Consider the following 15,136-nt stretch of genomic DNA (forward strand, 5'->3'; position numbering starts at 1 on the left):
GAAATGATAATGAACAAAATCACTGCATTACCCGTAGAGCGCGATAATTACGGTTACTGGACTCACCCGCTGTACGAACAGTTTTGCGATGGTCGTGAGGTTATCTCTCCAGACGAGTTTAATGCCTGGCTGGAGGCTAACGGTTTGGAATGGAAAGTCTCATACCTGGATGACGAGGAAATAGATCCTGACGTTGACGGGTGCGACATTTCAACGTGGCAACCAGATCCGCCAGCAGGTAACGGCTGGTTTGTCGGTTCCATTCACGACACCGAAGACGGCGCGGTCTGTATCTGGTTACGCAACGTGCAGGACGGTCATTATGAGTAACAAAATTGTCTTTGTGAACGGCAAATCAAAGTGTGGTTGTGTAATGGCATTCAGTGACGGCGGCGGCGAATACTCAGACGTTCACACAATAATCCCGTGTGCCGAACATTCCATGCCTGAATCGGCACTTACTCAGCGTGATGATATGCGACAGGTGCGCGAACAACTGGAAGAAGCAGAAAAGCAAGTGGAAGAATTAACGATGTGGATTAAGCGTCTGGCCCACTCGCTTAGAAACGCCAGGCCGAACAGCAAGTTACACGGCGCCGCAATGAACTATTTGAGCCGTAAAGGGTTAATCAGTGTGGAGGATGTATTGCGATGAGCAATAACAAACTAACAGACAGGAAAATAGCTGAAATTCTGGCGCGCGCTGAAATCTGCGACGATTCAGTTTTGACTGACTACACCGATATTGCAGCGGCGATGCGAGAGCTACAGGAACGCCGCAGGCTGGACGGGATACAGCACGCTGTCTGTGAGGTGTGTGGAGTGCCGTGTAATAATCCCAATCACCCACAAATGGCTGTGGCACATGAGTACAGCGCCCAGCCAGTGCCGGTAGTGCCGGAGGAATGCCCTGCCGAGTTGCCATACGCGCAGGTTAAGGCAGCCGCTGACCTGTACGCCCTGTGCTGGCAATCGGGAGAAGTGGTTACTTATACGCCTGACCCAGAAAAGGCGACTATCTGGCTAAATAACTACTCGGGAACTTGCGTTCAGGAATACGTGAAGCTTGAACGACTGCAAGAAGCGCTTTCTGGCTACTCTCCGGTAATTCCGCGTGTTTATCTGGCTGATATTAATACCGACCACCAGCACTGATATTTGATGTTACAGCCCGGGTGCAGCCGGGCTTTGTGGAGAAAAATAAATGTCACGAATGATCCCCTTACTCGACTGGGCCAATGAGGAGTTCGGAGCGCAAGCACCAAGTGAGCGTATCCTTAAGAAATACGCTAAAGGCAAAATGATGATACCTCCAGCTGTTAAAGTAGGTCGTTACTGGATGGTAGACCGTAATGCTCGATTTGTTGGTACGCTTGCCGAACCGAAAATTCCGGCAAACGCCAGTCCAAGATTACAACGGATTATTGCAGATGGCTGCTAGACCACGTTCTCACAAAATTTCAATTCCGAATCTATACTGCAAGCTAGATAAGCGGACGGGCAAGATTTATTGGCAATATAAACATCCTGTTTCAGGACGCTTTCACAGCTTGGGTACTGATGAAGTGGAAGCTAAAAAGGTTGCATCCGAAGCGAACACGATCATTGCAGAACAAAGAACCAGGCAGGTTCTTAGTGTTAACGACCGTCTTGCCAGAATGAAAGGCAGAAGAACGGACATTACTGTCACTGAGTGGATTGATAAGTATATTGAAATTCAGGACGAACGGTTAAAACACCGTGAACTCAGACCTAATTCTTATCGACAGAAAGCAAAACCAGTCAGGTTATTTCGCGAACATTGCGGTATGCAATATTTGAAAGATATTTCCGCATTGGATATCTCTGAGATCACGGATGCAGTTAAGGCTGAAGGCCATAATCGTATGGCGCAAGTTGTTCGCATGGTTTTGATTGATGTATTCAAAGAAGCGCAACATAACGGTCATGTCCCTCCAGGCTATAACCCTGCCCTGGCGACCAAGCAGCCGAGAAACAGAGTCACTCGTCAGCGTCTTTCTCTGGAAGAGTGGAAAACTATTTATGAAGCTGCCGAAAAGCAAGAACCATACCTCCAGTGTGGAATGTTGCTCGCGATAATAACAGGTCAGCGTTTGGGCGATATCTGTAACATGAAGTTTAAAGACATATGGGACGATATGCTCCATGTCGAACAGGAAAAAACAGGATCGCGTTTAGCCATACCATTGGACTTGAAATGTGAAGCCCTGGGTTTAACTCTTCGGGACGTTGTATCTAAATGCCGGGATGCAATCATCAGTAAATATCTTGTGCATTTCAGACATACCACCTCACAAGCAAACCGCGGTGATCAGGTTTCAACCAGTTCTTTAACTTCAACATTCAAAAAAGCACGTGACAGAAGTGGACTGAAATGGGATAAGGGATCCCCACCCACTTTTCACGAACAGAGATCATTATCAGAACGCTTGTACAGAGAACAAGGTGTCGACACGCAAAAATTACTCGGCCATAAATCAAGAAAAATGACAGACAAATATAATGATGACAGAGGAAAAGATTGGGTGATCGTCAACACAAAAACAGGGTGAAATCATAAGGGTTTTGGGGAAACGTTTTGGGGAAAGTTTTGGGGAAGAACTTTAAGGAGGTAATAAAAACGGGAACCCTTCGGCTCCCGTTCTTGTTTAATCCAAAAACTGGATTACATGTTTTCGATGATCGCGTCACCAAACTCTGAACATTTCAGCAGCTTAGCGCCTTCCATCAGGCGTTCAAAGTCATAGGTCACGGTCTTCGCGGCAATCGCGCCTTCCATACCTTTAACAATCAGATCCGCCGCTTCGAACCACTGCATGTGACGCAGCATCATCTCCGCCGACAGAATAATGGAGCCTGGGTTGACTTTATCCTGGCCCGCATATTTCGGCGCAGTCCCGTGAGTCGCTTCAAACAACGCGCATTCGTCGCCGATATTCGCACCCGGTGCAATACCGATACCGCCAACCTGAGCCGCCAGGGCATCGGAAATATAGTCACCGTTCAGGTTCATACAGGCGATAACGTCGTATTCCGCCGGACGCAACAGGATCTGTTGCAGGAACGCATCGGCGATAACGTCTTTAACCACGATCTCTTTACCCGTGTTCGGGTTCTTAATTTTCAGCCACGGACCGCCGTCAATAAGCTCACCGCCGAACTCGTCGCGCGCCAACTGGTAGCCCCAGTCTTTAAACGCGCCTTCGGTGAACTTCATGATATTGCCTTTATGTACCAGCGTAACGGAATCGCGATCGTTGGTAATAGCGTATTCAATCGCCGCGCGAACCAGACGTTTAGTGCCTTCTTCAGAACACGGTTTGATACCGATACCGCAGTGCTCCGGGAAGCGAATTTTCTTCACGCCCATCTCTTCGCGCAGGAACTTGATCACTTTCTCAGCGTCTGCAGAGTCAGCTTTCCATTCAATTCCGGCGTAGATGTCTTCAGAGTTTTCACGGAAGATGACCATATCGGTCAGCTCCGGATGTTTCACCGGACTTGGCGTGCCCTGATAGTAACGAACGGGACGCAGACAAACGTACAGGTCAAGCTCCTGACGCAGGGCAACGTTCAGAGAGCGAATACCGCCGCCAACCGGCGTGGTCAACGGACCTTTAATCGCTACGCGGTAATCACGAATCAAATCAAGGGTTTCAGCGGGGAGCCAGACATCCTGGCCGTAAACCTGTGTGGATTTTTCTCCGGTGTAAATTTCCATCCAGGAAATTTTACGCTCGCCTTTATAGGCTTTCTCGACGGCGGCATCGACCACTTTAAGCATGGCTGGAGTGACATCAACACCGATACCATCGCCTTCAATAAACGGGATAATCGGATTCTCAGGAACGTTGAGTTTGCCGTTTTGCAGGGTGATCTTCTTACCTTCCACCGGAACAACTACTTTGCTTTCCATTCACCTCTCCTTCGAGCGCTTCTGGTTTGCTCGTCTGTCATCGCGCTGCATGTGCAATGGCGTCCTGCTGCACGACTGCGTTAGAGCAATTTTTTGTTAATGTTTTGTAATGAGCATGTCAATACTACCCTATTGTTTGCCGCCATGAAAGACACTCATTATTGCGCTATAATGCGGCAATTAATAAGTTCTGAAAACACCATGCAAAAAACTTCTTTTAGAAATCACTACGTTAAGCGATTCAGCTCACGACAAGCATCTAAATCACGGAAAGAAAACCAGCCAAAACGCGTGGTTTTGTTCAATAAACCTTACGATGTGTTGCCGCAGTTCACGGATGAAGCAGGTCGCCGCACGTTAAAAGATTTTATTCCTGTGCAAGGCGTTTATGCCGCAGGCCGCCTGGACCGCGACAGCGAAGGGCTTTTGGTGCTGACTAATGACGGCGCGCTGCAGGCGCGCCTCACGCAACCGGGCAAGCGCACCGGCAAGATTTACTATGTTCAGGTAGAAGGCATCCCGGATAATGCAGCGCTGCAGGCGCTTCGTACTGGCGTCACGCTCAACGATGGCCCTACCCTGCCCGCCGGTATTGAGATTGTCGCGGAGCCTGACTGGCTGTGGCCGCGCACCCCGCCGATTCGCGAACGGAAGAATATTCCCACCAGTTGGCTAAAAGTCACCTTATATGAAGGCCGCAACCGCCAGGTAAGACGCATGACAGCGCATGTCGGTCATCCCACTCTACGATTAATTCGTTACAGCATGGGCGACTACACGCTCAACGGCCTCGATAATGGACAGTGGCGCGAGATCGCACAGGAGAAAGACAGATGAAACGGCTTCTCATAGCTTTTGCTTTATTAATACCGTTATCCGTTAATGCGGCCAGCTTCGACTGCCAGAAAGCGCAGGCTGCGGATGAAAAGGCTATCTGCGCGCACCTGACGCTGAATGATAAAGACGTGGAAATGCACACCAAATATCAGTTTCTGAAAGGGTTGTCCGCGATGGGCAGTCGCGGCGCGCTGCAGGACGCCCAGCAGAGCTGGCTTAAACAGCGTCAGCAGTGCAAGGCCGACGTCACCTGCCTGACAAAAGCTTATAACGAGCGTCTGAAACAGCTTGACGCGATCTATGACCACATTGATAAACCGCTTTAATAAGGATGCCTATGTTCAAGCCGCACGTGACCGTTGCCTGCATCGTACATGCCGAAGATAAATTTCTGGTGGTGGAAGAGACCATCAACGGTAAATCGTTATGGAATCAACCTGCCGGACACCTGGAGGCAGATGAAACGCTGGCGCAGGCCGCCGCGCGAGAACTGTGGGAAGAGACTGGCATCACGGCGCAACCACAGTATTTTATCCGTATGCATCAGTGGATTGCGCCGGATAAAACCCCGTTCCTGCGCTTTTTATTCGCTATCAAGCTTGATCATATTTGCGCGACCGCCCCCCATGACAATGACATCGATTGCTGCCGTTGGGTGAGCGCCGACGAGATTCTGAACGCACCGAATTTACGTTCTCCGCTGGTGGCTGAAAGCATTCGCAGTTATCAAACGGGACAACGTTACCCCTTATCCATAGTGGGCGAATTTAACTGGCCGTTTACAGAGGGTGTCAAGTAAAGGGCTGCGTGATAGAATACGCCGCCTTGAAGTTCAATGTCGCGAGTATTCCAATGTCAGAAAGCCCAAAAAAAGTGATCGTCGGCATGTCCGGCGGTGTCGATTCCTCCGTTTCCGCCTGGCTGTTGCAACAACAGGGTTATCAGGTAGAAGGCCTGTTCATGAAGAACTGGGAAGAGGACGATGGTGAGGAATACTGTACCGCGGCAGCCGATCTGGCTGACGCGCAGGCCGTGTGCGACAAGCTTGGCATTGAACTGCATACCGTTAATTTTGCCGCAGAATATTGGGATAACGTCTTTGAACTGTTCCTTGAAGAGTACAAAGCGGGCCGTACGCCGAACCCGGATATTCTGTGCAATAAAGAGATCAAATTTAAAGCCTTCCTTGAATTTGCCGCAGAAGATTTAGGCGCCGACTATATCGCCACCGGTCACTACGTTCGCCGCGCGGATGTAAACGGCAAAAGCCGGTTGTTGCGCGGGCTCGACGGTAACAAAGATCAGAGCTACTTCCTCTATACGCTTGGCCATGAGCAGATTGCGCAAAGTCTGTTCCCGGTTGGCGAGCTGGAAAAACCGCAGGTGCGTAAAATCGCCGAAGATCTGGGGCTGGTAACCGCAAAGAAAAAAGATTCTACCGGTATCTGCTTTATCGGCGAGCGCAAATTCCGCGACTTTTTAGGGCGCTATCTGCCTGCGCAGCCGGGGAAAATCATTACCGTTGACGGCGATGAAATCGGCGAGCATCAGGGTCTGATGTATCATACGCTCGGTCAGCGTAAAGGGCTGGGAATCGGCGGTACCAAAGACGGTAGCGAAGACCCCTGGTATGTGGTGGATAAAAACGTTGAAAACAATGTGTTAATTGTCGCCCAGGGGCATGAGCACCCACGCCTGATGTCGGTAGGCCTCATCGCCCAGCAGCTACATTGGGTCGATCGCGAACCGTTCACCGGCACCCTGCGCTGTACGGTAAAAACCCGCTACCGCCAGACCGATATTCCGTGCACGATTAACGCGCTGGATGACGATCGTATCGAGGTCATTTTTGACGAGCCGGTTGCCGCCGTTACGCCGGGCCAGTCCGCTGTCTTTTACAGCGGCGAAGTCTGCCTGGGCGGCGGCATTATCGAGCAGCGACTGCCGCTGACGGTCTGATTATTCAATACACAACACCATTCAAGTCGCCTCAAAGCGGCTTAAAAGATGAAGTGTATTTTATTTGATACAAGGAAGCAGTGATTGTGGCAAAGAATTATTATGACATCACCCTCGCGCTGTCTGGCATTTGCCAGTCGGCACGCCTGGTGCAACAACTGGCGCACCAGGGGCACTGTGATGCCGACGCGTTGCACGTTTCACTCAACAGTGTCATTGATATGAATCCCAGTTCTACTCTGGGCGTGTTCGGCGGCAGCGAAGCTAACCTGCGTCTTGGTCTGGAAACACTGCTCGGCGTGCTGAATGCCAGCAGCCGACAAGGACTTAACGCCGAACTGACGCGTTATACGCTTAGCCTGATGGTGCTGGAGCGCAAGCTGTCATCCGCCAAAGGCGCGTTGAATACGTTAGGCGATCGCATTAACGGCCTGCAGCGCCAGCTTGACCATTTTGATTTACAGTCAGACACGTTAATGAGCGCCATGGCGGGCATCTACGTGGATGTGATTAGCCCATTGGGCCCGCGCATTCAGGTGACGGGCTCCCCGGCCGTTCTGCAAAGTCCGCAGGTGCAGGCCAAAGTCCGCGCCTCGCTACTGGCAGGCATCCGTGCAGCCGTGCTCTGGCATCAGGTAGGCGGTGGTCGCCTACAGCTTATGTTTTCTCGTCATCGCCTGACGACTCAGGCAAAACAAATTCTTGCTCATTTAACCCCGGAGTTATGATCTATGGAATTATCCTCACTGACCGCCGTTTCCCCTGTCGATGGACGCTACGGCGATAAAGTCAGCGCGCTGCGCGGAATTTTTAGCGAATACGGTTTGCTGAAATTTCGTGTACAAGTCGAAGTACGTTGGCTGCAGAAATTAGCCGCGCACGCAGCGATCAAGGAAGTTCCTGCTTTTGCTGCCGACGCAAACGGTTACCTGGATACGCTTGTTGCAAACTTCAATGAAGAAGATGCCGCGCGCATTAAAACCATTGAGCGTACGACTAACCATGATGTGAAGGCAGTTGAGTATTTCCTGAAAGAAAAAGTCGCCGCGATCCCGGCGCTACATGACGTTTCCGAATTTATCCACTTTGCCTGCACTTCTGAGGACATTAACAACCTGTCGCACGCGTTAATGCTCAAAACCGCGCGCGATGAAGTGATCCTGCCTTACTGGCGTCAGGTGATTAACGCGGTTAAAGATCTCGCCACGCAGTATCGCGACATTCCTCTGCTCTCCCGCACCCATGGCCAGCCGGCAACGCCTTCCACTCTGGGGAAAGAGATGGCGAACGTGGCGTATCGTATGGAGCGTCAGTTCCGCCAGCTCAACCAGGTGGAGATCCTCGGTAAAATCAACGGTGCCGTAGGCAACTATAACGCGCATATCGCCGCCTATCCGGAAGTTGACTGGCATCAGTTCAGCGAAGAGTTCGTCACCTCGCTGGGCATCCAGTGGAACCCTTACACCACCCAGATTGAACCACATGATTATATTGCGGAACTGTTTGACTGTATCGCGCGCTTTAACACCATCCTGATCGATTTCGATCGCGATGTCTGGGGCTATATTGCGTTGAACCATTTCAAACAGAAAACCATCGCCGGGGAGATCGGTTCTTCTACTATGCCGCATAAAGTTAACCCCATTGACTTTGAAAACTCAGAAGGCAACCTCGGTCTGTCTAACGCAGTGTTGCACCATCTGGCAAACAAACTGCCGGTTTCCCGCTGGCAGCGCGATCTGACCGACTCAACCGTCCTGCGTAACCTAGGTGTCGGCATCGGCTATGCGCTTATCGCTTATCAGTCCACCCTGAAGGGCGTCAGCAAGCTGGAAGTAAACCGCGATCATCTGCTTGACGAACTGGATCACAACTGGGAAGTATTAGCCGAACCGATCCAGACCGTCATGCGCCGCTATGGTATTGAAAAACCATATGAAAAACTGAAAGAGTTGACCCGTGGCAAGCGTGTTGATGCCGAAGGAATGAAACAGTTTATTGATAGTCTGGCCCTGCCGGAAGCAGAAAAAACGCGCCTTAAAGCCATGACGCCGGCAAATTATATCGGTCGCGCTGTGACTCTGGTCGACGAACTTAAATAATGCCTGCCTCACCCTCTTTTCTTCAGAAAGAGGGTGACTATTTGTCTGGTTTATTAACTGTTTATCCCCAAAGCACCATAATCAACGCTAGACTGTTCTTATTGTTAACACAAGGGAGAAGAGATGATGCGCGTACTGGTTGTAGAGGATAATGCATTATTACGCCACCACCTGAAGGTTCAGCTCCAGGATTCAGGTCACCAGGTCGATGCCGCAGAAGATGCCAGGGAAGCTGATTACTACCTTAATGAACACCTTCCGGATATCGCTATTGTCGATTTAGGTCTGCCGGATGAAGACGGCCTTTCCTTAATACGCCGCTGGCGCAGCAGTGATGTTTCACTGCCGGTTCTGGTGTTAACCGCGCGCGAAGGCTGGCAGGATAAAGTCGAGGTTCTCAGCTCCGGGGCCGATGACTACGTGACGAAGCCATTCCACATCGAAGAGGTAATGGCGCGTATGCAGGCGTTAATGCGCCGTAATAGCGGTCTGGCCTCCCAGGTGATCAACATCCCGCCGTTCCAGGTGGATCTCTCACGCCGGGAATTATCCGTCAATGAAGAGGTCATCAAACTCACGGCGTTCGAATACACCATTATGGAAACGCTTATCCGTAACAACGGTAAAGTGGTCAGCAAAGATTCGCTGATGCTTCAGCTGTATCCGGATGCGGAACTGCGGGAAAGTCATACCATTGATGTTCTCATGGGGCGTCTGCGGAAAAAAATACAGGCCCAGTATCCGCACGATGTCATTACCACCGTACGCGGACAAGGATATCTTTTTGAATTGCGCTAATGAATAAATTTGCTCGCCATTTTCTGCCGCTGTCGCTGCGGGTTCGTTTTTTGCTGGCGACAGCCGGCGTCGTGCTGGTGCTTTCTTTGGCATATGGCATAGTGGCGCTGGTCGGCTATAGCGTAAGTTTTGATAAAACCACCTTTCGTCTGCTGCGCGGCGAAAGCAACCTGTTTTACACCCTCGCCAAATGGGAAAATAATAAAATCAGCGTTGAGCTGCCTGAAAATCTGGACATGCAAAGCCCGACCATGACGCTGATTTACGATGAAACGGGCAAATTATTATGGACGCAGCGCAACATCCCCTGGCTGATTAAAAGCATTCAACCGGAATGGTTAAAAACGAACGGCTTCCATGAAATTGAAACCAACGTAGACGCTACCAGCACGCTGTTGAGCGAGGATCATTCCGCGCAGGAAAAACTCAAAGAAGTACGTGAAGATGACGATGATGCCGAGATGACCCACTCGGTAGCGGTAAATATTTATCCTGCCACGGCGCGGATGCCGCAGTTAACCATCGTGGTGGTCGATACCATTCCGATAGAACTAAAACGCTCCTATATGGTGTGGAGCTGGTTCGTATACGTGCTGGCCGCCAATTTACTGTTAGTCATTCCTTTACTGTGGATCGCCGCCTGGTGGAGCTTACGCCCTATCGAGGCGCTGGCGCGGGAAGTCCGCGAGCTTGAAGATCATCACCGCGAAATGCTCAATCCGGAGACGACGCGTGAGCTGACCAGCCTTGTGCGCAACCTTAATCAACTGCTCAAAAGCGAGCGTGAACGTTATAACAAATACCGCACGACCCTGACCGACCTGACGCACAGTTTAAAAACGCCGCTCGCGGTTTTGCAGAGTACGTTACGCTCTTTACGCAACGAAAAGATGAGCGTCAGCAAAGCTGAACCGGTGATGCTGGAACAGATCAGCCGGATTTCCCAGCAGATCGGCTATTATCTGCATCGCGCCAGTATGCGCGGTAGCGGCGTATTGTTAAGCCGCGAACTGCATCCCGTCGCGCCGTTGTTAGATAACCTGATTTCTGCGCTAAATAAAGTTTATCAGCGTAAAGGGGTGAATATCAGTATGGATATTTCACCAGAGATCAGTTTTGTCGGCGAGCAAAACGACTTTGTCGAAGTAATGGGCAACGTACTGGACAACGCTTGTAAATATTGCCTGGAGTTTGTCGAGATTTCGGCTCGCCAGACCGACGATCATTTGCATATTTTCGTCGAAGATGATGGCCCAGGCATTCCCCACAGTAAACGATCCCTGGTGTTTGATCGCGGTCAGCGCGCCGATACCCTACGACCAGGACAAGGCGTGGGGCTGGCTGTCGCGCGCGAGATTACGGAACAATACGCCGGGCAGATCATTGCCAGCGACAGTCTGCTCGGCGGTGCCCGTATGGAGGTCGTTTTTGGCCGACAGCACCCCACACAGAAAGAGGAATAAACATTTCTGTGCGTTCTTCCACGCATCTCGTTAAGCATCCGTTATAATCGGTGTCAGATACCAGCCTGCGGATACTTAACATGGAATACCAATTAACTCTTAACTGGCCCGACTTTCTTGAACACCACTGGCAAAAACGCCCGGTGGTCTTAAAACGTGGGTTTAGCAACTTTATCGATCCGCTCTCGCCGGATGAGCTGGCGGGGCTGGCGATGGAAAGCGAAATCGACAGCCGACTCGTTAGCCATCAGGATGGCAAATGGCAGGTCAGCCATGGCCCTTTCGAAAGCTACGATCATCTGGGTGAGAGCAACTGGTCGCTGCTGGTACAGGCGGTAAACCACTGGCACGAACCCACCGCCGCCTTGATGCGCCCGTTCCGCGCTCTGCCGGACTGGCGTATCGACGATCTGATGATCTCCTTTTCCGTTCCCGGCGGCGGCGTTGGCCCGCATCTGGATCAGTATGATGTGTTTATTATTCAGGGAACCGGTCGCCGTCGCTGGCGCGTGGGCGAAAAGCTGCAAATGCGTCAGCACTGCCCGCATCCCGACCTGTTGCAAGTCGATCCGTTCGAGGCCATTATTGATGAAGAGCTGGAGCCGGGCGACATTCTGTATATTCCGCCAGGATTCCCGCATGAAGGCTATGCGCTGGAAAACGCCATGAACTATTCGGTCGGTTTTCGCGCGCCCAATAGCCGTGAGCTGATCAGCGGTTTTGCCGATTACGTCCTACAACGGGAGTTGGGCAATACATACTACAGCGATCCGGATATGCCGTCCCGCAAGCATGCGGCGGATATCCTGCCGCAGGAGATGGATAAACTGCGTAATATGATGCTCGATTTGATCAATCAACCCGCGCATTTCCAACAGTGGCTTGGCGAGTTTATCTCTCAGTCACGCCACGAACTGGATATTGCGCCGCCGGAGCCGCCGTATCAGCCTGATGAAATTTACGATGCCTTAAAGCAAGGCGAGGTATTAGTACGTCTCGGCGGGCTTCGCGTATTGCGTATCGGCGATGAGGTCTATGCGAATGGCGAAAAAATAGACTCTCCGCATCGCCCCGCTCTGGAGGCGCTCGCCAGTCATATTGCACTGACCGCTGAAAACTTCGGCGATGCGCTGGAAGACCCGTCCTTCCTCGCGATGCTGGCGGCGCTGGTGAATAGCGGGTACTGGTTCTTCGAAGGATAAGAACATTGCAATGCCCGGCGACCGCCGGGCTGACGCAAACTATCCACAACGATCGCCGCCAGGTTTGGCGACATCGTTATATTGCGGATCGCCCGGATAAATCGAGTGGGCCATTCGATGGCGAAATGACATTTGCCGATAGCGCCGCGCCAGTACGTTATCTCCAAGACCTTCGGCAATATTAGCCAGTTGCTGTAATCGTTCATACTGCATCTTTGCTGGATAAGCTACGGCATCAAGCGCAAAGGCGCGTTCCGCAAAGTCTTTTGCTTGTTCAAGCTGTTGATTATTCTTATAAAGCAGCGAAATACCATACAACACCATGGATACGTCGGACTGCCGACGTTTATATTCTGCCAGCAATGGGAGATAGGGGGAGGTACTGTCCAGGTCGATGTTTTCGGGCAAATAAAAGCGTAATCGTGATATTACCGTCGCCATTGGCGTTAAACGGCTCTGGTAATACGCGATAAGTTTAAGGTAGAGATCTTTCGCTTCCTTATAATGATGGCCCTGTGCATAAAAGCCAGCAAGATTATTGCTGTCAACCGTCATTTCGCCGAATTCGGCACCATAAAGCGTTTGCTCAATTTTTAGCGCCTGACTTAGCGCATTAATCGCCTCGCTAATATGCCCTGCATTATAAGCAATATCCGCTTTCTGCTGCAAAAAAGAGGCGACGCGCTCACGATTATCCCAGGTTTTATCTCGTAAAATAACGCTCAGCCACTGCCGCTCCGTTGCGTCTACCTTCGCCAAATAATAGGCTTTACGCGCACTATCACATTCGACATCCCGCTCTTCCAGCGCATCAGAATAAGCGTCGCGCATCCTGTTTAAGGTATAAACCAATGCCTCCGTCGATGCCTTTTTGTCTTTAAGACGCCACGTTAATGCCTGCTCTTGCCAGGCTATTTGCTGACGGTAATCAACCTTAATCTCGTATCGCCACTGCTCTGTCGGTGAATACTCTATATGGCGATCGTCACTGTAAACATAAAAGGCCGCCAGGTGTTCAAACATATCGGCCCGATCGCCCGGATAAGTGCCCGCCGGAAATGTTTTCATTATTGCCCGCGCTCGCAGCAGCATTTGCGGCGTTAATTCAGGTTTACCCAGCCATTGATAAATATCGCTTTGTAATAGCAGGCTACGAACAAGCTGTATTGAGCGTTTGCCATATTGCCGCGAGGCCAGCCTCACCGCATCATCAATAAACGTCATGCAGGTTTCATCGCCGGTCATAAAACATGCTGCAGATTGTTGCTGGCGCTGGGACCAGGAAGGCGGATATTCGGCGCTCCAGGCAGAAAAATTGATGGCGGAAAATATCCCGCCATAAATAATAAAACGCTTCACCACAATGCGTAACATTCGCTACTGGCCGCGCTTCGCCGTCAGCTCCGCGATACGTACAATCACCTGTACCGCTTTTTCCATCCCCTCCAGCGTCACAAACTCATGTTTACCATGATAGTTATATCCGCCGGTAAAGAGATTAGGACACGGCAAGCCCATAAACGACAGTTGCGCCCCGTCTGTACCGCCGCGAATCGGTTTCATCTCCGGCGTAATATGACAGTCGCGCATGGCCTGCTGGGCGATATCGAGAATATGCGGATGCTCAACCACTTTTTCGCGCATATTGTAATAACTGTCTTCAATCACCAGTTCGATATAGCAGTCCGGATGCAGCCCCTTACCGACTTTTTTGGCAATCTCCATCATTTTGCGTTTACGCGCTTCAAACTGCTTACGGTCGAAATCGCGAATGATGTAGTGCATTTCGGCCCGGTCAACGGTGCCTTTCATGCTGGCCAGATGATAAAACCCTTCGTAACCTTCGGTGGTTTCAGGCGCTTCATCCGCCGGCACTTCCGCGTGAATCCTCGCCGCCAACGACAGCGCATTGACCATCACGCCTTTCGCCGTACCGGGATGCACGTTATTGCCGACGATTTTGATATTCACCGAGGCGGCATTGAAGTTTTCAAACTCCAGTTCGCCCACGCCGCCGCCGTCGACCGTATAGGCCCACTGCGCGCCAAAGGCCTCAACATCGAAGTGCTTCGCGCCTTTCCCTACCTCTTCGTCAGGCGTAAACGCCACTTTAATGTCGCCGTGGGGAATAGGATTACCTTTCAGCACCGCCAGCGCGGTCATGATCTCCGCAACGCCGGCTTTATCGTCCGCGCCCAGCAATGTCTTACCATCGGTAGTAATCAGCGTCTGTCCCAGTAATTGATGCAGTACCGGGAACATCACGGGTGACAACACCTCATCGCCAATCCCTAATGCTATATCGCCGCCGCGATAATTCTCGACAATCTGCGGATTAACGTTTTTACCGCTGAAATCCGGAGAGGTATCCACATGGGAGATAAAACCAATGGCGGGAATATCCCCCTCAACATTGGCCGGGAGCGTCGCCATCAACGTCCCTTTTTCACTTAATGTAATGTTAACCAGCCCCATCTCTTCGAGCTGCTGTTTGAGCAAACGTAGTAACTTCCACTGCCCCTCAGTGCTGGGAACCTGCCGAACACCCGACTTTGATTGGGTATCCAGCGATACGTAGTGTAAAAAACGCTCAAGTAGTTTATCCATGCAGTCACCCTCACTTTTCGTGACAACATTATTAATAAGCAAGAAAAGACAAATATTGCGTCAGGTCACTTTTATCCCTGCAAACAAGAATATTTCACTTTGACACGCTTTCTGACTATAAAGCTAAGTCAGTAATTCGCAACAAGGATTGGCGATCACAGTGGTTTGCCGTAGAATGACCGCCCTCATTAAGAGTGATTAAGGTGGTTAACCACAAACCCCGCAGCGGTC

17 protein-coding genes are annotated in these 15,136 nt (G+C 51.0%); 14 read left to right on the forward strand and 3 right to left on the reverse strand.

Annotation, left to right across the window (positions count from 1 at the left end; genetic code table 11):
• The first annotated feature begins 9 nt into the window (after positions 1-9).
• Genes HV477_RS03200 through HV477_RS03220 form a run of 5 tightly spaced genes read left to right on the forward strand, consistent with a single transcriptional unit; the run spans position 10 to position 2,573 of the window.
• Positions 10-330: a hypothetical protein gene (locus tag HV477_RS03200; RefSeq protein WP_001033921.1), complete on the forward strand. Its 321-nt coding sequence runs from the start codon at positions 10-12 to the stop codon at positions 328-330.
• Positions 323-655, forward strand: a complete 333-nt coding sequence (locus tag HV477_RS03205; protein WP_000066251.1) for a hypothetical protein — start codon at positions 323-325, stop codon at positions 653-655. Before HV477_RS03200 ends, HV477_RS03205 begins: the two co-directional genes overlap by 8 nt.
• Positions 652-1,155: a hypothetical protein gene (locus tag HV477_RS03210; RefSeq protein WP_000069466.1), complete on the forward strand. Its 504-nt coding sequence runs from the start codon at positions 652-654 to the stop codon at positions 1,153-1,155. Before HV477_RS03205 ends, HV477_RS03210 begins: the two co-directional genes overlap by 4 nt.
• Before the next feature lie 49 nt (positions 1,156-1,204).
• Positions 1,205-1,441 (forward strand): excisionase, encoded by a 237-nt coding sequence (locus tag HV477_RS03215; protein ID WP_000089141.1) that lies wholly within the window; start codon positions 1,205-1,207, stop codon positions 1,439-1,441.
• Positions 1,431-2,573 (forward strand): site-specific integrase, encoded by a 1,143-nt coding sequence (locus HV477_RS03220; protein ID WP_000741323.1) that lies wholly within the window; start codon positions 1,431-1,433, stop codon positions 2,571-2,573. The genes HV477_RS03215 and HV477_RS03220 overlap by 11 nt, the downstream gene beginning before the upstream one ends.
• Positions 2,574-2,686: 113 nt before the next feature.
• Here the strand turns inward: HV477_RS03220 and icd are convergent, their stop codons facing one another.
• The gene (gene icd / locus HV477_RS03225) at positions 2,687-3,937 is read right to left on the reverse strand and encodes an NADP-dependent isocitrate dehydrogenase (RefSeq protein WP_000444509.1); all 1,251 of its coding nucleotides are present in this window, start codon (positions 3,935-3,937) and stop codon (positions 2,687-2,689) included.
• A 171-nt stretch (positions 3,938-4,108) separates the two neighbouring features.
• Here icd and rluE point away from each other — a divergent pair, with 171 nt between their 5' ends.
• The 9 genes from rluE (at position 4,109) to HV477_RS03270 (ending at position 12,298) form a co-directional block, all read left to right on the forward strand.
• A complete protein-coding gene (gene rluE, locus HV477_RS03230; RefSeq protein WP_001249412.1) occupies positions 4,109-4,774 on the forward strand; it encodes a 23S rRNA pseudouridine(2457) synthase RluE in 666 nt (221 codons plus the stop codon).
• Positions 4,771-5,100 (forward strand): lysozyme inhibitor LprI family protein, encoded by a 330-nt coding sequence (locus tag HV477_RS03235; protein WP_079899176.1) that lies wholly within the window; start codon positions 4,771-4,773, stop codon positions 5,098-5,100. The genes rluE and HV477_RS03235 overlap by 4 nt, the downstream gene beginning before the upstream one ends.
• 11 nt (positions 5,101-5,111) lie before the next feature.
• Positions 5,112-5,573: an NUDIX hydrolase gene (locus HV477_RS03240; protein WP_000476064.1), complete on the forward strand. Its 462-nt coding sequence runs from the start codon at positions 5,112-5,114 to the stop codon at positions 5,571-5,573.
• Positions 5,574-5,626: 53 nt separating this feature from the next.
• Complete coding sequence (mnmA, locus tag HV477_RS03245; RefSeq protein ID WP_001728468.1) at positions 5,627-6,733, forward strand: tRNA 2-thiouridine(34) synthase MnmA; 1,107 nt, start codon at positions 5,627-5,629, stop codon at positions 6,731-6,733.
• Positions 6,734-6,819: 86 nt separating this feature from the next.
• Positions 6,820-7,461 (forward strand): high frequency lysogenization protein HflD, encoded by a 642-nt coding sequence (gene hflD / locus HV477_RS03250; protein WP_001519653.1) that lies wholly within the window; start codon positions 6,820-6,822, stop codon positions 7,459-7,461.
• 3 nt (positions 7,462-7,464) lie between these two features.
• On the forward strand, positions 7,465-8,835 hold the full coding sequence (gene purB / locus HV477_RS03255; RefSeq protein WP_000423763.1) for an adenylosuccinate lyase: 1,371 nt from the start codon (positions 7,465-7,467) through the stop codon (positions 8,833-8,835).
• A gap of 126 nt (positions 8,836-8,961) precedes the next feature.
• Positions 8,962-9,633 carry a two-component system response regulator PhoP gene (gene phoP, locus HV477_RS03260; protein ID WP_001537766.1) on the forward strand — a complete coding sequence of 224 codons (672 nt, stop codon included), beginning with the start codon at positions 8,962-8,964 and terminating at the stop codon, positions 9,631-9,633.
• Positions 9,633-11,096 carry a two-component system sensor histidine kinase PhoQ gene (gene phoQ, locus HV477_RS03265; protein ID WP_001031687.1) on the forward strand — a complete coding sequence of 488 codons (1,464 nt, stop codon included), beginning with the start codon at positions 9,633-9,635 and terminating at the stop codon, positions 11,094-11,096. The genes phoP and phoQ overlap by 1 nt, the downstream gene beginning before the upstream one ends.
• A gap of 80 nt (positions 11,097-11,176) precedes the next feature.
• On the forward strand, positions 11,177-12,298 hold the full coding sequence (locus HV477_RS03270; RefSeq protein ID WP_045718432.1) for a cupin domain-containing protein: 1,122 nt from the start codon (positions 11,177-11,179) through the stop codon (positions 12,296-12,298).
• Between the two features lie 39 nt (positions 12,299-12,337).
• On the opposite strand, the gene HV477_RS03275 is transcribed toward HV477_RS03270, so the two are convergent.
• Both HV477_RS03275 and pepT read right to left on the reverse strand, forming a co-directional pair.
• Complete coding sequence (locus HV477_RS03275) at positions 12,338-13,672, reverse strand: hypothetical protein (RefSeq protein WP_079899175.1); 1,335 nt, start codon at positions 13,670-13,672, stop codon at positions 12,338-12,340.
• 3 nt (positions 13,673-13,675) lie between these two features.
• Positions 13,676-14,905, reverse strand: a complete 1,230-nt coding sequence (gene pepT / locus HV477_RS03280) for a peptidase T (protein ID WP_000359410.1) — start codon at positions 14,903-14,905, stop codon at positions 13,676-13,678.
• Positions 14,906-15,136 lie beyond the last annotated feature (231 nt).

Source organism: Salmonella sp. SG203, from assembly GCF_013350575.1.
Taxonomy (GTDB): Bacteria; Pseudomonadota; Gammaproteobacteria; order Enterobacterales; family Enterobacteriaceae; genus Salmonella; species Salmonella enterica.